Origin of the sequence: Defluviitalea phaphyphila (assembly GCF_001466305.1) — a bacterium.
GTDB classification, from domain to species: Bacteria; Bacillota; Clostridia; order Lachnospirales; family Defluviitaleaceae; genus Defluviitalea_A; species Defluviitalea_A phaphyphila.
Genome location: NZ_JWID01000015.1, coordinates 1 through 19,562, shown reverse-complemented (window position 1 = coordinate 19,562; position 19,562 = coordinate 1). Strand labels below are relative to the sequence as shown.

Annotated in this window: 17 protein-coding genes; 16 read left to right on the top strand and 1 reads right to left on the bottom strand. The window is 28.5% G+C overall.

Annotation, left to right across the window (positions count from 1 at the left end):
* Positions 1–8: 8 nt before the first annotated feature.
* The 7 genes from cimA to ilvB all read left to right on the top strand — a co-directional run bounded on the left by cimA (position 9) and on the right by ilvB (position 8,939).
* The gene (cimA, locus tag OM90_RS09295) at positions 9–1,601 is read left to right on the top strand and encodes a citramalate synthase (RefSeq protein WP_058486616.1); all 1,593 of its coding nucleotides are present in this window, start codon (positions 9–11) and stop codon (positions 1,599–1,601) included.
* Positions 1,602–1,616: 15 nt separating this feature from the next.
* Positions 1,617–2,879 carry a 3-isopropylmalate dehydratase large subunit gene (gene leuC / locus OM90_RS09290; protein WP_058486615.1) on the top strand — a complete coding sequence of 421 codons (1,263 nt, stop codon included), beginning with the start codon at positions 1,617–1,619 and terminating at the stop codon, positions 2,877–2,879.
* A gap of 15 nt (positions 2,880–2,894) precedes the next feature.
* A complete protein-coding gene (gene leuD, locus OM90_RS09285; protein WP_058486614.1) occupies positions 2,895–3,386 on the top strand; it encodes a 3-isopropylmalate dehydratase small subunit in 492 nt (163 codons plus the stop codon).
* A gap of 170 nt (positions 3,387–3,556) precedes the next feature.
* Positions 3,557–4,627 carry a 3-isopropylmalate dehydrogenase gene (leuB, locus tag OM90_RS09280; RefSeq protein ID WP_058486613.1) on the top strand — a complete coding sequence of 357 codons (1,071 nt, stop codon included), beginning with the start codon at positions 3,557–3,559 and terminating at the stop codon, positions 4,625–4,627.
* A 26-nt stretch (positions 4,628–4,653) separates the two neighbouring features.
* On the top strand, positions 4,654–5,538 hold the full coding sequence (gene ilvE, locus OM90_RS09275; protein ID WP_058486612.1) for a branched-chain-amino-acid transaminase: 885 nt from the start codon (positions 4,654–4,656) through the stop codon (positions 5,536–5,538).
* An 11-nt stretch (positions 5,539–5,549) separates the two neighbouring features.
* Positions 5,550–7,214 (top strand): dihydroxy-acid dehydratase, encoded by a 1,665-nt coding sequence (gene ilvD, locus OM90_RS09270; RefSeq protein ID WP_058486611.1) that lies wholly within the window; start codon positions 5,550–5,552, stop codon positions 7,212–7,214.
* Positions 7,215–7,268: 54 nt separating this feature from the next.
* A complete protein-coding gene (ilvB, locus tag OM90_RS09265) occupies positions 7,269–8,939 on the top strand; it encodes a biosynthetic-type acetolactate synthase large subunit (RefSeq protein ID WP_058486610.1) in 1,671 nt (556 codons plus the stop codon).
* Here ilvB and OM90_RS09260 read toward each other — a convergent pair.
* Positions 8,934–9,635, bottom strand: a complete 702-nt coding sequence (locus tag OM90_RS09260; RefSeq protein ID WP_058486609.1) for a heparan-alpha-glucosaminide N-acetyltransferase — start codon at positions 9,633–9,635, stop codon at positions 8,934–8,936. The genes ilvB and OM90_RS09260 overlap by 6 nt on opposite strands.
* Positions 9,636–9,843: 208 nt before the next feature.
* Between OM90_RS09260 and OM90_RS09255 the strand changes: the two genes are divergently transcribed.
* The 9 genes from OM90_RS09255 to OM90_RS09215 all read left to right on the top strand — a co-directional run.
* Complete coding sequence (locus tag OM90_RS09255; RefSeq protein ID WP_058486608.1) at positions 9,844–10,290, top strand: MarR family winged helix-turn-helix transcriptional regulator; 447 nt, start codon at positions 9,844–9,846, stop codon at positions 10,288–10,290.
* Positions 10,290–11,651: an MATE family efflux transporter gene (locus OM90_RS09250; protein ID WP_058486607.1), complete on the top strand. Its 1,362-nt coding sequence runs from the start codon at positions 10,290–10,292 to the stop codon at positions 11,649–11,651. The genes OM90_RS09255 and OM90_RS09250 overlap by 1 nt, the downstream gene beginning before the upstream one ends.
* 195 nt (positions 11,652–11,846) lie before the next feature.
* A complete protein-coding gene (locus OM90_RS09245) occupies positions 11,847–13,607 on the top strand; it encodes an ABC transporter ATP-binding protein (protein ID WP_058486606.1) in 1,761 nt (586 codons plus the stop codon).
* Positions 13,604–15,334: an ABC transporter ATP-binding protein gene (locus tag OM90_RS09240; protein ID WP_058486605.1), complete on the top strand. Its 1,731-nt coding sequence runs from the start codon at positions 13,604–13,606 to the stop codon at positions 15,332–15,334. Before OM90_RS09245 ends, OM90_RS09240 begins: the two co-directional genes overlap by 4 nt.
* Before the next feature lie 255 nt (positions 15,335–15,589).
* Positions 15,590–15,892 carry a biotin transporter BioY gene (locus OM90_RS09235; protein WP_084758018.1) on the top strand — a complete coding sequence of 101 codons (303 nt, stop codon included), beginning with the start codon at positions 15,590–15,592 and terminating at the stop codon, positions 15,890–15,892.
* Complete coding sequence (gene bioB, locus OM90_RS09230) at positions 15,889–16,872, top strand: biotin synthase BioB (protein WP_058486604.1); 984 nt, start codon at positions 15,889–15,891, stop codon at positions 16,870–16,872. The genes OM90_RS09235 and bioB overlap by 4 nt, the downstream gene beginning before the upstream one ends.
* On the top strand, positions 16,865–17,590 hold the full coding sequence (bioD, locus tag OM90_RS09225; RefSeq protein WP_058486603.1) for a dethiobiotin synthase: 726 nt from the start codon (positions 16,865–16,867) through the stop codon (positions 17,588–17,590). The genes bioB and bioD overlap by 8 nt, the downstream gene beginning before the upstream one ends.
* 15 nt (positions 17,591–17,605) lie before the next feature.
* Positions 17,606–18,961 carry an adenosylmethionine--8-amino-7-oxononanoate transaminase gene (gene bioA / locus OM90_RS09220; protein ID WP_058486602.1) on the top strand — a complete coding sequence of 452 codons (1,356 nt, stop codon included), beginning with the start codon at positions 17,606–17,608 and terminating at the stop codon, positions 18,959–18,961.
* A 315-nt stretch (positions 18,962–19,276) separates the two neighbouring features.
* The coding region (locus OM90_RS09215; protein WP_144428573.1) for a PoNe immunity protein domain-containing protein at positions 19,277–19,562 on the top strand (286 nt) is incomplete at its 3' end.

Below are 19,562 nucleotides of genomic sequence, written 5' to 3'. Positions count from 1 at the left end.
GGTGTAAAATGGCAAGAAAAATTGCAATTTTTGATTCTAGTTTAAGGGATGGAGCACAAGGCGAAGGTATTTCATTTTCTGTAGAAGATAAATTAAAAATAGTAAAAACTCTTGATGAACTGGGAGTTGCCTATATTGAAGCGGGTAATCCCGGTTCAAATCCAAAAGATTTGGAATTTTTTAATCGAGTAAAACAAATGAAACTTGTTAATGCAAAGTTAGCTGCTTTTGGAAGTACAAGAAGAAGAAATATTTCTGTTGAAGAAGATAATAATGTACAGTCTTTATTAAAAGCGGATACCGAAGTTGTAGTAATATTTGGGAAAAGTTGGGATTTCCATGTTACAGATATTTTAAAAACTTCTTTAGAAGAAAATTTAAATATGATAAGAGAAACTTTAAGTTTTTTTAAAGATAAAGGGAAAGAAGTAATATTTGATGCAGAACATTTTTTTGATGGATATAAAGCCAATCCAGAATATGCTATGAAAGCTCTTTTTGCAGCAGTAGAAGGAGGAGCAGATACTCTTGTTCTTTGCGAAACTAATGGAGGAGCATTTCCTAATGAGATATATGAGATTACTAAAAAAGTAGTAGAAACTTTTGATGTCAAAATAGGAATTCATACTCATGATGATGGAGGAATGGCTGTAGCTAATGCTATTATGGCAGTAGAAGCTGGAGCTACACATGTCCAAGGAACTTTTATAGGTTTTGGGGAAAGATGTGGAAATGCCAATTTATCAACTATAATAGGAAATCTTCAATTAAAGAAAAATTTTGAATGTATACCTAAAGAACAAATGAAAAATCTTACTAAGGTAGCAAGAAAAATAGCTGAGATTGCTAATGTTAGTTTGAGTGATGGAATGCCTTATGTGGGAAAAAGTGCTTTTGCCCATAAAGGTGGTATGCATATAGATGGAGTTTCTAAATCTAGTAATTCTTTTGAACATATTAATCCTGAATTAGTAGGTAATGAAAGAAGATTTCTTATGTCAGAAGTAGCAGGAAGAACTACTATTTTATCTAAGCTACAAAAAATTAACCCTAATATTACAAAAGATTCCAAAGAAGCAAAAGAAATTATAGACAAATTAAAAGAATTAGAATATAAAGGATATCAATTTGAAGGAGCAGAAAGTAGTTTTGAACTTATTGTTAGAAAACAATTAGGAAAATATAAGCCATTTTTTGAACTAGAACATTTTAAAATTATAGGAGAACAACCTTCTGAAAATGGTAAATTTAGTTCTACAGCTATGATTAAAATTAATGTTGATGGAGAAGTTGAAATTACAGCAGCTGAAGGAGATGGCCCAGTTAATGCTTTAGATAAAGCATTAAGAAAAGCTTTGGAAGTGTTTTATCCAGGACTTAAGCAAATTCATTTAACAGATTATAAAGTTAGAGTATTAGATACAAAAACAGCTACAGCAGCTAAAGTTAGAGTGTTGATTGAAACTACTGATGGAGAAGATATTTGGACCACAGTAGGGGTTTCTTCTGATATTATAGAAGCTAGTTGGATAGCGTTAGTAGATTCTATAGAATATAAATTAATTAAAGATATAGAAAAAAAATTCAAAACATATTTGTAACAAGGAGATGAGACTATGGGAATGACAATGACACAAAAAATATTAGCGGCTCATGCAGGGCTTGAAAAAGTTGTGGCAGGACAACTTATAGAAGCTAATTTAGATTTAGTACTTGGGAATGATGTTACAACTCCAGTTGCAGTAAAAGAATTTAAAAAAATTGGAGTTGACAAAGTATTTGACAAAAAGAAAGTTGCAATTGTACCAGACCATTTTACTCCTAATAAGGATATTAAAGCTGCAGAACAATGTAAATATATTCGTGAATTTGCAAGAGATAAAGAAATTGAAAATTATTTTGAAGTAGGAGAAATGGGTATTGAACATGCTCTTATTCCAGAAAAAGGATTAGTTGTACCAGGAGATGTTGTTATTGGAGCAGACTCTCATACATGTACTTATGGAGCTCTTGGAGCTTTTTCAACAGGAATAGGAAGTACAGATATGGCAGCAGGTATGGCAACTGGAAAAGCATGGTTTAAAGTACCTTCTGCTATAAAATTTGTTTTAAAAGGTAAAATGAATAAATGGGTTAGTGGTAAAGATGTAATACTTCACATTATAGGTATGATTGGAGTAGATGGTGCATTATATAAATCTATGGAATTTGTAGGAGAAGGCATTAGTAATCTTTCCATGGATGATAGATTTACAATAGCAAATATGGCAATAGAAGCAGGAGCTAAAAATGGTATTTTCCCAGTAGATGAAAAAACTATAGCTTATGTAAAGGAACATTCTACAAAAGAATATAAAGTTTATGAAGCGGATGAAGATGCAGAATATGATGCAGTATATGAAATAGATCTTAGTAAAATTCGTCCTACAGTAGCATTTCCTCATCTTCCAGAAAATACTCGTACTATTGATGAAGTAGGGGATATTAAAATAGACCAAGTAGTAATAGGGTCTTGTACAAACGGACGAATGGAAGATTTAAGAGTAGCAGCAAGTATATTAAGAGGAAAGAAAGTAGCAAAAGGAGTTAGAGTTATAGTATTTCCTGGAACACAAAATATTTATCTTCAAGCATTAAAAGAAGGACTTGTTGCGGATATGGTAGAAGCAGGAGCAGTATTTAGTACTCCTACTTGTGGTCCTTGTCTTGGAGGACATATGGGTATACTTGCAAAAGGAGAAAGAGCTATTGCAACAACCAATAGAAATTTTGTAGGACGTATGGGACATCCAGAATCAGAAGTTTATCTTGCAAGTCCAGCAGTTGCAGCAGCATCAGCCCTTACGGGTAAAATCACCAATCCAGAAAATATAGCATAATAAGGAGGACTAGTGATGAAAGTAAAAGGAAGAGTATTTAAATATGGAGATAATGTGGATACAGATGTAATTATTCCAGCACGTTACCTAAATACATCAGACCCACAAGAATTAGCAAAACATTGTATGGAAGATATAGATATTAATTTTGTTAAGGAAGTAAAACAAGGAGATATCATTGTAGCGGATAAAAACTTTGGATGTGGTTCATCAAGAGAACATGCTCCAATAGCAATTAAAGCTTCAGGAATATCCTGTGTTATAGCAAGTACTTTTGCAAGAATTTTCTATCGTAATGCAATTAATATTGGACTTCCAATATTAGAATGTGAAGAAGCTGTAAAAGGGATAGATGCAGGAGATGAAGTAGAAATAGATTTTTCTACAGGAACTATAAAAAATATAACTAAAAATGAAACTTATCAAGCACAAGCATTTCCAGAATTCATGCAAAAAATCATAGAATCAGATGGATTAATAAAATATATTCAAAAAGATTTAGTATAAATATAGAGATAAATTAGAAATATAATCAAATTATATAAATTAAATTATAAAGGGAATTAATCAAATATTTCTAAGGAATTAAATAAAACCTTAGAAATATTTGAGTATTCCCAATCTTTTTATAGTCATAATACAAAAGAATTACTTTTTGATAAAATGGAGGGAAAAAAATGAATTTCAATATAGCAACTATTCCAGGAGATGGAATTGGACCAGATATTATAGAACAAGCAGTATTAGTTTTAAATAAAATAGGAGAAAAATTTGGTCATACATTTAATTACACGGAGGTATTAGCAGGAGGAGCAGCTATTGATGCAAAAGGAGAACCTCTTCCACAAGAAACTATAGATATTTGTAAAAAAAGTGATTCTGTATTGTTAGGTGCTGTAGGAGGACCTAAATGGGATAATTTACCAGGAGATAAAAGACCAGAAAAAGCTTTATTAGGGCTTAGAGGGGAATTAGGACTTTTTGCAAATCTTAGACCAGCTACACTTCATAAAGCTTTAAAAGATGCTTGTCCTTTAAAACCTGAAATTATAGGAGATGGATTAGATATTCTTGTAGTTCGTGAACTTACAGGTGGAATTTATTTTGGAGAAAGAGGAAGACGAGATAGTATAAATGGTGAAGAAGCTTATGATACAGAATGCTATTCTGTAAAAGAAGTAGAACGTATAGCAAAAATAGCTTTTGATTCAGCTATGAAAAGAAATAAAAAAGTAACCAGCGTTGATAAAGCTAATATTTTAGAATCTTCAAGACTTTGGAGATCCGTAGTAGAAAAAGTGGCAAAAGATTATCCAGAAGTTGAACTTAACCATATGTATGTAGATAATGCTGCGATGCAATTAGTAAGAAATCCAAAACAATTTGATGTAATAGTTACAAGTAATATGTTTGGAGATATTTTATCTGATGAAGCTAGTATGATTACAGGGTCTATTGGAATGCTTCCTTCTGCTAGTTTAGGAGAGGGTACTCTTGGAATGTATGAACCAATTCATGGTTCCGCTCCTGATATTGCAGGACAAAACAAAGCTAATCCTATTGCTACTATTTTGTCAGCAGCTATGATGCTTCGTTATTCTTTTAATTTAGAAAAAGAAGCTTCTTGTATAGAAGATGCAGTTACAAAAGTGCTAGAGGAAAACTATCGTACAGGAGATATTATGAGCGAAGGCATGAAATTAGTTGGAACAAAAGAAATGGGAGAATTAATTATTAATGCTTTATAATATTATAAAAAATAGGAGGAATTAATATGTCGGATGAATTGATTATTTATTTAGACGGAGAATATGTAAAGGAATCAGAAGCAAAAGTATCAGTATTTGACCATGGGCTATTATATGGAGACGGAGTATTTGAAGGAATTCGTTTTTATAATGGTAGAATTTTTAAGTGTAAAGAACATATTGATAGAATATTTGCAGCAGCTAAAGCTATTATGTTAGAAATTCCAATGAGTAAAGAAGAAATGAAAGAAGTATTAATAGAAACATGTAGAAGAAATAATTTAAAAGATGGATATATTAGATTAGTTGTAACTAGAGGGAGAGGAGATTTAGGTCTTAGTCCTACAAAATGTCCTAAGCCTACAGTATTTTGTATTGCTTCTACTATTACATTATATCCAAAAGAAATGTATGAAAAAGGAATGCCTATAATTACTGCTGCTCAAAGAAGAAATAAAGCGACTATCGTTGACCCTCAAGTAAAATCTTTAAATTATTTAAATAATATATTAGCTAAAATAGAAGCTAATCGTGCGGGAGCTTCTGAAGCTTTAATGTTAAATCATGATGGAATTGTGGCAGAATGTACAGGAGATAATATTTTCATTGTAAAAGATGGTGTTATTTATACTCCTCCTATTCATGTAGGAATATTAGATGGAATAACAAGAAGAACTATTATGGATTTAGCTAAAGAAATGGGTATAGAAATATATGAAAAAGAATTTACTTTATATAATGTATATAACGCAGATGAATGTTTTCTTACAGGAACAGCTGCAGAAGCTATAGCTGTTACTCAAGTTGATGGAAGAACTATAGGAAGTGGAGTAGCAGGACCTATAACAAAAAAATTATTAAAAGCGTTCCAAGAGTATGCAAGAAATAATGGAGAACCAATATATGAATAAGGAGTGAAAATATGAGAAGTGACCGTGTAAAAAAAGGAATAGAAAAAGCTCCTCACCGTTCTCTATTTAAGGCTATGGGATATATAGATGAAGAAATAAATCAGCCTTTAGTAGGAATTGTTAATGCTAAAAATGAAATAATTCCAGGGCATATTCATCTAGATACTATAACAGAAGCCGTAAAAGCAGGAGTTAGAATGGGAGGAGGAACTCCTATTGAATTTCCAGCCATAGGAGTATGCGATGGAATAGCTATGGGAAGTATAGGAATGCATTACTCCTTAGCTTCTAGAGAATTAATAGCTGATTCTATTGAAACTATGGCAATGGCTCATGGGTTTGATGCCTTAGTTATGATTCCAAATTGTGATAAAATTGTTCCTGCAATGCTTATGGCTGCCGCTAGAATAAATATTCCAACAGTAGTAGTAAGTGGAGGACCTATGCTTGCGGGGAAAATAGAAGGTAAGAGTATTAGTTTATCCACTATGTTTGAAGCAGTTGGAGCTGTAAAAGCAGGAAAGATGACAGAAGAAGAACTATATCATTGTGAAGAGACAGCTTGTCCTGGATGTGGTTCTTGTTCAGGAATGTTTACTGCTAATAGTATGAATTGTTTAACAGAAGTATTAGGTATGGGGCTTCCAGGAAATGGAACAATACCTGCTGTATATGCAGAAAGAATTCGTTTAGCTAAAAAAGCAGGTATGGCTGTTATGAAACTTTTAGAAAAGGATATAAAACCAAGAGATATCATGACAAAAGAAGCATTTTATAATGCTTTAACAGTAGATATGGCCTTGGGATGTAGTACTAATAGTATGCTTCATCTTCCAGCTATTGCTCATGAAGCAGGGGTTGAATTGAATTTAGAAATAGCAAATGAAATAAGTTCAAGAACTCCAAATCTTTGCAAATTATCTCCTGCTGGACCTAATCATATAGAAGATTTATATGCAGCTGGTGGAGTGCAAGCTGTAATGAAAGAGTTATCTAAGAAAGATTTATTAGATTTATCACTTAAGACTGTAACAGGAAAAACATTAGGGGAAAATATAAAAGGAGCAGTTAACCGTAATAAAGAAGTAATTCGTCCTATTGAAAATCCTTATAGTAAAACTGGAGGAATTGCAGTATTAAAAGGTAATTTAGCTCCCGATGGATGTGTTGTAAAACGTTCTGCAGTAGCAGAAGAAATGTTAGTTCATAAAGGTCCTGCTAGGGTATTTGATTCAGAAGAAGAAGTAATAAAAGCTATTCTTGGAGGAAAGATTAATAAAGGAGAAGTAGTGGTCATTCGTTATGAGGGCCCTAAAGGAGGTCCAGGAATGAGAGAAATGCTTTCTCCAACTTCCGCCCTTGCAGGAATGGGACTTGATAAAGATGTAGCTCTTATTACAGATGGACGTTTTAGTGGAGCTACAAGAGGAGCATCTATTGGACATATATCTCCGGAAGCAGCAGAAGGAGGACCTATTGCTTTGGTAGAAGATGGAGATATTATATCTATAGATATGATAAAAGGAACTATTAATTTAGAAGTTTCTGATGAAGAATTACAAAGAAGAAAAGAAAATTGGAAAGCACCAGAACCTAAAATAAAGACAGGATATTTGGCAAGATATGCAAAATTAGTAACATCTGCAAGTACCGGTGGAGTATTAAAAACTAATTAAATAAAATAAAGAAATGCGGCTATAGCCGCATTTCTTATCAAGAGGAGGGGAATTATGCAGCTTACAGGAGCACAGATATTAATAGAATGTTTAAAAGAACAAGGAGTAGATACAGTTTTTGGTTATCCTGGAGGAGCTGTTTTAAATATATATGATGAATTATATAAACATCAAAATGAAATAAAACATATTTTAACTGCTCATGAACAAGGGGCTGCTCATGCTGCTGATGGATATGCACGAGCAACTGGGAAAGTAGGAGTGTGTATTGCTACATCTGGACCAGGAGCAACTAATTTAGTAACAGGAATAGCAACAGCTTACATGGATTCTGTTCCTATGGTAGCTATAACAGGAAATGTTGCAGTTCCGTTATTAGGAAAAGACAGTTTTCAAGAAGTAGATATTAGAGGAATTACAATGCCTATTACAAAACATAATTATATTGTAAAAGATGTAAATAAATTAGCAGATACGATAAGAAAAGCATTTTATATAGCAAAGGAAGGACGACCAGGGCCCGTACTTATTGATATTCCAAAGGATATAACAGCTTTAAAGGCAGAATATTCTTATAAAGAACCGAAGCCAGTAGAAATCCATACGGAACAAATAAAAGAAAAGGATATAGAAAAAGCTATAAAGTTAATTAAAAATTCTACCAAGCCTTTTGTTTATGCAGGAGGAGGGGTAGGATATGCTAATGCAGAAAAAGAACTACTTAGTTTTGTAGAAAAATTAAATGCTCCAGTAGCATGTAGCCTAATGGGACAAGGAGTGTTTCCAGCAACTCATAAACTTTATACAGGTATGATAGGAATGCATGGAACAAAAGCTTCTAATATAGCAGCTACAGAATGTGATTTACTTATTGCAATAGGGGCTCGATTTAGTGATAGAGTAGTAAGTAAATTAGAAAGATTTGCACCAGAAGCTAAGGTGCTTCATATAGATATTGACCCAGCAGAAATTAATAAAAACATTCGTACATATCATTATATAATTGGGGATGTAAAAACAGTATTAAGTATGTTAAATAGTAAATTAGAAAATAGACCCTCTAATACATGGAACGAAAAGATAGAAAATTTAATGAAAGAATATCCTGTAGGTTACATACAGGATGGCAATTTAAAGCCACAATATATTATAGAAAAGTTATACGAAATCAGTGATGGAGAAGCAATTATTACTACTGAAGTAGGTCAGCATCAGATGTGGGCTGCTCAATATTATAAATTTACAAAACCTCGTACTTATATTTCTTCTGGAGGACTTGGAACTATGGGATATGGCACAGGAGCAGCTATAGGAGCTCAAATAGGAAAGCCTGATAAAAAAGTAATTCATATAGCTGGAGACGGTAGTTTTAGGATGAATTGTAATGAGTTAGCTACTATTAGTGCTTATAAATTACCAATAAAGATTATAATTATTAATAATGGAGCTTTGGGAATGGTTAGACAGTGGCAAACTATGTTTTATGGAAAAAGATATTCATCGACTACTTTAGATAGAGGACCTGATTTTGTAAAATTAGGGGAAGCTTATAATATAAAAGCATATAAAGTAACTACAGAAAAAGAATTAGAAAAAGCTTTATCTGAAACATTTAATTTAGAAGAACCTATTATTTTAGATTGTCATATAAATATAGATGAAAAAGTATTGCCAATGGTGCCACCAGGAAAGGCTATAGAAGATGTAATAGTAGAAGATTTATAAAGGAAATAAAGAATTAGTTAATTCAAGGAATATTAAAAATACCGGTTGATGTATTAAATAAATAAACAAAGAGTGTCTTCCAATAAAGCAAAGAAAATCATTAGAATAGTTTTTATGGAAGATGCTCTTTTTTTCTTTATAAAAAAGTTTTCCCAAAATTGTTCCAAATAAAAAGACTCCAAACCATGGTAAAATAGGATAATAATCCATAGAAATAAAATTATTATGGATAAGTCCTAAAGGAATAAAAAAATAAGTATCTACAATTATAAAATCAAAAATTATCCCTAAAATAATAACTATTATAGATAAAAAGAAAATTAAATTTAATGATAAACCATTAAGAAAATGATACAAAATCATACTAGTTCCTAAAAGATGTAAAATACCAAAACGAATATACTTTGATGGCATAATTAAAAAAGAACTAATAGTTAGAAATAATCCGATACCAAGAATTTTAATTCCTCTTTTAAAATTATTTTTACTTAAATTACTGCTTATTCCCGATAAAATTATAAATAAAATTGCAGAAAGTTTTCCTTCGTAGTACCAAAAATTATTCCATAAAGGAATTTTAATATTATAAAAATTAGAAAGATCAAATAAAAAATGAAATATCATCATAAGAATAATAGCAATTCCCCTTAGAAAATCAATTTCCCAAATACGATTGGACTGAATCTTATACATCATATATTTCTCCTTAATAGTATAATTACAATTAATTAATCAATATAAAATAAAAATGTTATTAGATACTATAAAAATTACATTTTAATAGTTATTTATAAATGTAGAAGATTTTTTAAGTTGAAAATTTTAAAATAAAATAGTTGCATTGACAACTATTTTATATTGTGATATAGTTGTTATCGCAATTAAATTAGGAAGGAGACTATAAGTGATTGTTCCAAAATCTATTGGAAAATATATTTCTATTTTATATAGACAGCAGCAATGTTATATAAATAAAGAGTTAGAACCCTATGGAATAAGTAGTGGACAGTTTATATTTTTAAATATCCTTTATCATAAGGATGGAATTAATCAAGAGGAAATATCTAATTTATTAAATATAGATAAAGGAACTACTGCAAGAGCTATAAAAAAATTAGAAAAAACAGGATATATAAGTAGAAAGACTGATCCCAAAGACCATAGAGCTCAATTAGTATTTTTAACTGAAAAAGCCTATAAGATTAGAGGAAAAATATACAAGGTTTTAAAAAATTGGACGCAGATATTGATATCAGATTTTTCAGAAGAAGATAAAGAAAAGACTATAAAACTTTTAGAAGCTATGACAAGAAATATAGACTTATATTATAAAAGAAAGGCAGATGAATAATGGATAGACAAGAACAATTAAGAAACGAAAAAGTAGGGATCTTACTTCTTAAATTTTCTATTCCAGCCATAATTGGAATGATTGTAAATGCTTTATATAATATTGCAGATAGAATATTTGTTGGTAAAGGAGTAGATGAGCTAGCTCTTACAGGTATAGGAATAGTTTTTCCATTTATGACTATTTTAATGGCATTTGCTATGTTAGTAGGAATAGGAGGAGCTTCGCTTATTTCTATTAGATTAGGACAGAATAAAATAGAAGATGCAGAAAAAATATTGGGAAATTCTTTTGTATTAATGATTATTATTACATCCATTATTACTATTTTTGGACTTATTTTTAGGGATTCTTTACTTATGATATTTGGAGCTAGTGAAGATACTTTTAAATATGCTAAAGATTATATTACGATTATTTTATATGGAGCACTAGCTAATACCATAGGATTTGGAATGAATCATATGATACGTTCTCAAGGACATCCTAAAGCAGCAATGGCTACTATGTTAATGGGAGCTATTATTAATACAATTTTAGACCCAGTATTTATATTTATTTTTAACATGGGAATAAAAGGAGCAGCTTATGCTACAGTATTTGCACAAACAGTTAGTGCTATATATGTACTTTTATTTTTACAAAGCAAAAATAGTACTTTAAATTTTCATATAAAAAATATGAAATTATCTAAAGATATTATTCTGGGAATTTTTTCTATAGGAATGTCTCCCTTTTCAATGCAGTTAGCAGCCAGTGTTGTTAATACTATATCTAATAATGCATTAAAAAACTATGGTGGAGATTTAGCTATAGGGGCTATGAGTGTTATATTTAGTGTAGCAATGATGTTTTTAATGCCTATTTTTGGGATTAACCAAGGTTCTCAACCAATTATTGGATATAATTATGGAGCCAAACAGTATGATAGAGTAAAAAAAGCTTATAAGCTAGCTGTAGGAGCGGCTACCATGTTTTCTACCTTAGGTTTTATTATAATAGAATTATTTCCAGAAACAGTGATACGAATTTTTAATGATAGTCCAGACCTAATTAATATAGGAAGTAATGGAATTAGAATATATTTAGCCATGCTACCTATAATAGGATTTCAAATAGTGAGTTCTAATTATTTTCAAGCTATTGGGAAAGCTAAAATATCTATATTTTTAAGTTTATTAAGACAAGTAATATTATTAATTCCTCTTTTATTAATATTACCACCTATATTTAAATTAACAGGAGTTTGGTTATCTGCACCTACCTCAGACGCTTTATCTGCATTAATTACAGGAGTTTTTATTTGGAGAGAAATGAAAAAATTAGATAAAGAATATAAATTATCTTTGGAAACCTTATAAATAAATTTTTTATAAAATTTATATTAATTAGAGTACGACTTGTACTCTAATTTTTTTATATTTAATTATAAGTATAAAAGTAATACAAGAAATATCATTAAAAAAGATTGAAAACTGTTTCAGATTTACATAATTAAAGTTTTATAATAAAATTATATAATAGGTTGAAATAAAAAAGCCTAGGAGGAAAAAGAAGTGGTAAAAAAGCTAATAATAAATCAGTTTATTAAAAAAAATATTATAACGTATATTGTAGGATTTATATTTGTAATATTAGCTAATATAATAGAACTTATTATGCCAAAATTATTAGGATATATAATTGACCTTTTTAAGCAGCAGTCAGTATCTATAAATAAAATCTATGGCTTAGTATTTTTAATGCTTGGTTTAGGAATTATAATATTTATATTTAAATTTTTCTATAGAATTTTTTTAATGGGGAAGTCTAGAGATTTAGAGTGTTTTTTAAGAGAAAAACTATTTTCTCATCTTCAAAGTTTACCACCTGAATTTTATAATAATAAAAAAACAGGGGATCTTATGGCTTATGCTACTAATGATTTATCAGCAATTAGAATGGCGTTTGCTTTTGGGTTAGTTTTTTTAATAGAAGGATTATTTATTAATATAGCATCTATTATAGTTATGAGTAAAACAATTAATTTTAAATTAACTATTATAGCAATAGTACCTATTATAACAGCTCTTTTGTCGATTATAAAATTAAGGAAAATAATAAGAGAAAGATTTAGCATTGTTCAAGGAGCTTTTGCTAATTTATCTGATAAGATTCAAGAAAATATATCTGGAATAAGAGTTGTAAAATCTTATGTACAAGAAAAAAATGAGATAAAAAAATTAGAAAAATCTAGTATATATAAAAAAGAAGTTCAATTAAATTATATAAAGGTATCGGGCTTTTTAAATCCTATAGGGAAAATTTGTTTTGGAGTAAGTTTCACTTTAGTATTGATTATAGGAAGTTTTTTAGTAAAAAATGGAGAAATTTCTTTAGGAGATTTTATTGCTTTTAATACATATATAGGGATTTTTGTAAGGCCTATAAATCAATTAGGACGAATAGTAGAAGTATGGCAGAGAGCTTTAGCATCTATAAAACGTTTAGATGAAATTTTTGAAGAAAAAACATATGTTAAGGAAAAAGATTTAAATAATAGTAACATACAAAAATTTAAAGGGAAAATAGAGATAAAAAATCTTAACTTTAATTATCCTAATTCAAATCAAAAAATATTAAAAAATATAAATATAAAAATACAACCGGGTAAGACTTTAGCCATTATAGGTAAAACAGGAAGTGGAAAAACTACTTTATTAAATTTATTACTTAAATTATATGATGTAGAAAGAGGACATATTTTTATTGATGATATAGATATAAATGATATTCCTTTACCTACTTTAAGGGAAAATATAGGATATGTTCCACAAGATAATTTTTTATTTTCTTCTTCTATCAAAGAAAATATTTCGTTTTTTTCTGATGAATATGATGATAAAGATATAGAAGAAGCTACAAAAATATCTAGTGTATATAATAATATTATAGATTTTCCAAAAGGGTTCGATACTTTAGTGGGAGAAAGGGGCATTACCCTTTCAGGAGGCCAAAAACAAAGAATATCAATAGCTAGAGCAGTTATTAAAAATCCTTCTATTTTGATTTTAGATGATAGTCTGTCAGCAGTTGATACAAAAACTGAAGAAGAAATAATAAAAAACATAAAATCTATTTTAAAAGAAAGAACAGGAATTATAATTGCTCATAGAATATCTACTATAAAATATGCTGATGAAATTATATTATTAGATAAGGGAGAAATAATTGAAAGAGGAACCCATGAGAGCCTATTAAATAAAAAAGGAGAATATTATAAATTATATTGCTCACAAATATTGGAGGATAATGAGAAAAGGGGTATAGTGATATGAAAAGTAAAAACAAATGGATAAGGATGTTTTATTATATTAAACCCTATACCTTTTTATTATTTAGTAGTTTGGTTTTTGCGCTGTTAGTAAATGGAGCAGAACTTATTAGCCCATATATTACTAAAATTATAATTGATGATTATATTATAGGGAGTAAAGAAAGTATTAATATATTTTTATTAGGAAGTATTTATTTATTTACTGTAGTATTAGGAGCTTTTTTTCAATTTGCTCAAGTTTATACATTAAATCTCATGGGACAAAATATTATACATAACATTAGAATGGAATTATTTTCTCATATACAATATATGCCATTAACTTTTTTTGATAATAATTCTTCAGGTCGCATATTAACTAGAGTAACTAATGATGTGGAAGCTTTAAATGAGCTTTATTCAGGGGTTTTAGTAGCTTTAGTAAAAGATATATTTATGATTATAGGAATTGTAATTGTAATGATAAAAATGGATTTAGAATTAGCTTTAGTAAGTTTTAGTATTCTTCCAATTATGATAGGAATAACATATTTTTATAATAAAAAGATAAAAAAGAATTTTATGAAGATTAGAAATTTAATTGCAAGAATTAATGGATTTTTAGCTGAAAATATATCTGGAATGAGTTTAGTTCAAATTTTTAATAGAGAAAAAGAAAAGTTTAGAGAATTTAAAGATCTAAATGATAAATATAATAAGGCTAGTGTATTTGGAGTTTATCTTATGGCTATTTTTAGACCAGGAGTAGAGTTTATAAATACTTTAGCTATCTCTATTTTAATTTTCTTTTGTGCTAAAGGAGTGCTTAATAATACTATCGAAATAGGAGTATTGTATGCTTTTATTACATATGTAAAAAAATTTTTTGAACCTATTAGAGATTTAGCTGATAAATATAGTACCATTCAGTCGGGGAGTGTTTCTGCAGAAAGGATTTTTGAATTATTAGATAATAATCATGGATTAGAAAATATGGAAAAAGGAATTTCGATAAAAAATATAAGAGGCGAAATAGAATTTAAAAATGTGTGGTTTTCTTACAATAATAAAGATTGGGTTTTAAAAAATATAAATTTTAAGGTAAAACCAGGTGAAACAGTAGCTTTTGTTGGCGCTACAGGCTCAGGAAAATCAACTATTATTAATCTAATAGGTAGATTTTATGATATTCAAAAAGGAGAAATATTTTTAGATGGAATAAATATTAAAGATATTAATTTAAAAGATTTAAGAAAAGCAATAGTAGTTGTTATGCAAGATGTATTTCTGTTTGAAGGGGATATTAAATACAATATTAGATTAGAAAATAAAGATATATCAGATGAAGATGTTATAAAAGCTTCTAGGTATGTTAATGCTAGTTCTTTTATAGAAAAATTGCCAAATAGCTATGATGAACCAGTAAGGGAAAGAGGACGTACACTTTCAGCAGGACAAAGACAGCTATTGTCCTTTGCTAGAGCTATTGCTTTTAATCCTTCGATTTTAGTTCTAGATGAAGCCACTGCTAATATTGATACAGAAAATGAAAAAATAATACAAAATTCTTTAGAAAAAATTTCCAAAGAAAGAACAACTTTAATTATTGCTCATAGGCTTTCTACTATAAAAAATGCAGACAAAATTATAGTATTAAATAAAGGAGAAATTAAAGAAGTAGGAAATCATGAAGAATTATTGAAAAAGGGAGGAGTATATAAGAAATTATATAAATTACAATATTCTTAATTGTTTATACTATATTTATAATTTGATTTGAATATAGAGTTTTATGATAAAAACACAAGTTGTATGCTTGTGTTTTTTATTTAAGTAATTTATTCAATAAAATTTTGTTAAAAAATATAATGATTTTAAAAGTTGAGAAAAATTAATTAAATAATTAAATGCAAATTGTTAACCTATAATTAAAATAATGTTGACAATCTACCAAACTTTGAGTATTATTATAAAAAAATCAAAATTTTTGAAAGAGGTGTATTTATGAAAAATACTAAAAATTTAATTTTGGTAGGAATATTTGCAGCTTTAACTGCTGTTGGTGCGTTTATTAAAATTCCTATCCCTTATGTACCATTTACTCTTCAATATTTATTTTGTGCTTTGGCTGGTATTATCCTTGGTTCAAAGTTAGGAGCATTATCTCAAATAATATATGTAGCAGTTGGACTTGCAGGAGTACCGGTAACAATATTTACTTCATATGTATCAATGAAATTATTACCTGTGTTAAGAAAAAATGGATATATAGTTTATGAAAATAAGAAAAAAGGAGCATGTTTATGAAAGAATTTATTAAAGAATTAGAAGAAAAGGTTCTTAAAGGGCAGTCTATAACTTTTGAAGAAGCTTTAAAGTTATCAAAAGTTAAAAAGGATGAAGATATTAATCAATTATGTTGTAGTGCCAATAAAATTAAAGAATATTTTGGAGGTAGAGAAGTAGACCTTTGCACTATTATGAATGGAAAATCAGGGAGATGTTCTGAGGACTGTAAATTTTGTGCACAATCTTCTCACTATAAAACAAATGTAGAAGTATATGGGTTAGTATCGAAAGAACAAGTTTTAAAATTAGCAAAAGAAAATGAGAAAGAAGGAGTAAATAGATTTTCTTTAGTAACTAGTGGGAAAACAGTGACAAAAGAGGAATTTGAAAATATTTTAGAAATTTATGAAGAATTAAATAAAGAAATTAATCTTGATTTATGTGCATCTTTGGGGATATTAGAATATGAACAACTTAAGAAATTAAAAGAAAAAGGTGTAACAATGTATCATCATAATTTAGAAACTAGTAGAGAATATTATAAAAAAATATGTACAACTCACAGTTATGAAGAAAGGGTAGAAACAATAAACAATGCCAAAAAAGCTGGAATGAAGGTTTGTTCTGGTGGAATTATTGGAGTGGGAGAAACTTTTGAAGATAGAATAAAATTAGCATTTGAATTAAAAAAATTAAAAGTTAATTCAATTCCTATAAATATACTTAACCCTGTTAAAGGAACTCCTTTAGAAAATGAACAGCCTTTAACTCAAAATGAAATACTAAAGACTATGGCAATTTTTAGATTTATACATCCTAAAGCTTTTATAAGATTAGGCGGAGGAAGAAACCTTATAGATAATTTTGGAAAGAACTGTTTTAAAGCAGGAGTTAATGCAACTATAACAGGTAACTATTTGACTACATCAGGAAATAAAATATGTGATGATAAAAAAATGTTAGAAGATCTTAATTTGGAGGTTAGAAAAAATGGCTAAGGGAGTATTTATAGTAGGAACAGATACAGATGTAGGAAAAACTATTATAACGGCAGGACTTATATATGTTCTAAGAAGTAATGGATATAATACTTCATACTTTAAAGGGGCATTAAGTGGAGCATTAGAAAAAGAAAATATGCTTATTCCACAGGATACTAAGATAGTTAGTGAAGTAAGTAATTTAAAAGAAGATTATAATAATATAACTCCTTATGTCTACAAAACAGCTGTATCTCCTCATTTGGCAGCAAAAATAGAAAATAAACCTATAAAATTAAATGTAATTAAGGAAAAATATTCTTATTTAAAAGAAAAATATGATTATATAGTTGCCGAAGGTAGTGGAGGAATAATATGTCCTTTGATAGATGATAAAAGAGGATTATATACTCTTGAAAATTTAATTAAAGATTTAAAGATGAGTGTAATAATTGTCGCTAGAGCAGGGTTAGGAACAATAAATCATACAGTTTTAACTGTGGAATACATAAAAAAAATAGGGATTAATATCAAAGGAATTATAATAAATAATTATAAAGAAGAGATACTTTATGATGATAATATTCAAATGATAGAAAAACTAACTAAAGTGCCTATTATAGGTAAATTTAAATACATAGAAAATTTAGAAAATAATTTAGTAGAAAACATTAGAAAAAATGCAGAAGAAGTTTTTGATATAAAAACCATAATAAATTGTATGGAATCTCTATAAGAAAGGAAGACAAAGATGAAAGATTATGTAGCAAAAGATTTAAAATACATATGGCATCCATCTTCTCAAATGAAAGATTATGAAGATTTTAAACCTATAGTGATAGAAAAAGGAGAAGGAGTTTGGCTTTATGATATAGATGGAAATAAATATTTAGATTGTATTTCTTCTTGGTGGACTAATACTTTAGGTCATAGTAATAAAAGAATAAATGAAGCTGTAAAAACGCAGGCAGATAATATTGAACATGTTATATTTGCTAATTTTTCTAATAAACCAGCCATAAAGTTATCAGAAAAATTAGTTAAAATAACTCCTGATAGATTAACTAAAGTATTTTTTTCAGATAATGGTTCATCGGCTGTAGAAATAGCTTTAAAAATGAGTTTTCATTATAATATGCAGAAAGGAAATACTAGAAAAAAAAGATTTTTAACTTTAACAGATGCATATCATGGGGAAACATTAGGAGCTTTATCAGTTGGAGGAATAGATGAATACAGTGTTATATATAAGCCATTATTATTAGATACTATTAAAGTGGAAAGTCCTGATTGTTATAGATGTAAATATGGATGTAATAGAGATACTTGTAATGCTGAATGTTTTAAAGCTATGGAAGAAAGTGTTGTAAAAAATCATGAAGAAATAAGTGCTATAATAATTGAACCAATGGTGCAAGGTGCATCAGGAATGAAAATTTATTCTCCAGTATATTTAAAAAAGCTTCGTAAACTTTGTGATGAATATAATATACATCTCATTGCAGATGAAATTGCTATGGGATTTGGAAGAACTGGGAAAATGTTTGCTTGTAATCATGCAAATATAAGTCCAGATTTTATGTGTTTATCTAAAGGGATAACAGCAGGATATATGCCTATGTCAGTAGTTATGACAAGTGATGAAATATATGATTGTTTTTATGGAGAATATAATGAAAGAAAAGCCTTTTTACATAGTCATACTTACTCTGGAAATGCACTAGCTTGTGCTATTGCTGTTGAAAATCTAAAAATATTTGAAGAAGAGAATATAATAGAAAATAATAAAGAAAAGAGTAATTTAATAAAAAATCTTACTATAGAAAGGGCAAAAGATTTTAAATATATAGGAGAAGTAAGAAGTATAGGAATGATAACAGCTATAGAATTAGTACAGAATAGAGAAACAAAAGAGCCATTTCATTGGAGTAAAAGAGTTGGTTATGAAATTTACAAAATAGCTATTAAAAAAGGATTATTATTAAGACCTTTGGGCAATGTATTATATTTTATTCCTCCATATGTAATTAATAAAGACGAAATAAAATTTATGGTTAATACCTGTTTTGATAGTATAGAAGAATTTTTTAAAAATAATAATTTTTAAATATATATTTTAATGATAATTTTTTATTTAACAACCTATAAAAATAACAAAAAAAGTAGTTGAAATAAAACTCCTTTCTGGACATAAATCAAATAACGATAAGACCAGAAAGGAGTTTTTTGTATTAAATACTAAAATTGATTTTAAACCCTAAATTAGGTAAAATAGAGAATAAGTATATTATTGTTGAATCTAAATTTAAGAAATAAAGGTATTATTTAATATAAATGCTGATGGAACGATAAAAACTTTTAGACTAGATAAAGAGGCAAACCGTATCGGTCCTTGGTCATAATAAATAAAGGAGGGTAATTTATGGTAAGAGATAAGTTTAAAACATTGGAATATTTCGAAGAGGAAATAAATTTTGCAGAACAATGTGTAGAGAAAAGAAAAGATAAAATAAAACTTTTAAAGGAAGATATAAAAAATGGAATACAGAGATATTCAAGAGATAATGAAGAGATTATTTGGTCAAAATATCAAACTAGTACTAGGTATGAAATGAAAAAGATACGTGCAATGTATTCAGCAGGTATGCCCATAGAGGATTTAGTTGAAGATGTTGAATATACCATATTTTGCATAGAAAATTATATTG

What these genes read in the sequence shown, in the direction of transcription:
- cimA (WP_058486616.1), top strand. Translation starts at nt 9, where the DNA reads ATGGCAAGAAAAATTGCAATTTTTGATTCTAGTTTAAGGGATGGAGCA.
- leuC (WP_058486615.1), top strand. Translation starts at nt 1,617, where the DNA reads ATGGGAATGACAATGACACAAAAAATATTAGCGGCTCATGCAGGGCTT.
- leuD (WP_058486614.1), top strand. Translation starts at nt 2,895, where the DNA reads ATGAAAGTAAAAGGAAGAGTATTTAAATATGGAGATAATGTGGATACA.
- leuB (WP_058486613.1), top strand. Translation starts at nt 3,557, where the DNA reads ATGAATTTCAATATAGCAACTATTCCAGGAGATGGAATTGGACCAGAT.
- ilvE (WP_058486612.1), top strand. Translation starts at nt 4,654, where the DNA reads ATGTCGGATGAATTGATTATTTATTTAGACGGAGAATATGTAAAGGAA.
- ilvD (WP_058486611.1), top strand. Translation starts at nt 5,550, where the DNA reads ATGAGAAGTGACCGTGTAAAAAAAGGAATAGAAAAAGCTCCTCACCGT.
- ilvB (WP_058486610.1), top strand. Translation starts at nt 7,269, where the DNA reads ATGCAGCTTACAGGAGCACAGATATTAATAGAATGTTTAAAAGAACAA.
- OM90_RS09260 (WP_058486609.1), bottom strand. Translation starts at nt 9,635, where the DNA reads ATGATGTATAAGATTCAGTCCAATCGTATTTGGGAAATTGATTTTCTA.
- OM90_RS09250 (WP_058486607.1), top strand. Translation starts at nt 10,290, where the DNA reads ATGGATAGACAAGAACAATTAAGAAACGAAAAAGTAGGGATCTTACTT.
- OM90_RS09240 (WP_058486605.1), top strand. Translation starts at nt 13,604, where the DNA reads ATGAAAAGTAAAAACAAATGGATAAGGATGTTTTATTATATTAAACCC.
- OM90_RS09235 (WP_084758018.1), top strand. Translation starts at nt 15,590, where the DNA reads ATGAAAAATACTAAAAATTTAATTTTGGTAGGAATATTTGCAGCTTTA.
- bioB (WP_058486604.1), top strand. Translation starts at nt 15,889, where the DNA reads ATGAAAGAATTTATTAAAGAATTAGAAGAAAAGGTTCTTAAAGGGCAG.
- bioD (WP_058486603.1), top strand. Translation starts at nt 16,865, where the DNA reads ATGGCTAAGGGAGTATTTATAGTAGGAACAGATACAGATGTAGGAAAA.
- bioA (WP_058486602.1), top strand. Translation starts at nt 17,606, where the DNA reads ATGAAAGATTATGTAGCAAAAGATTTAAAATACATATGGCATCCATCT.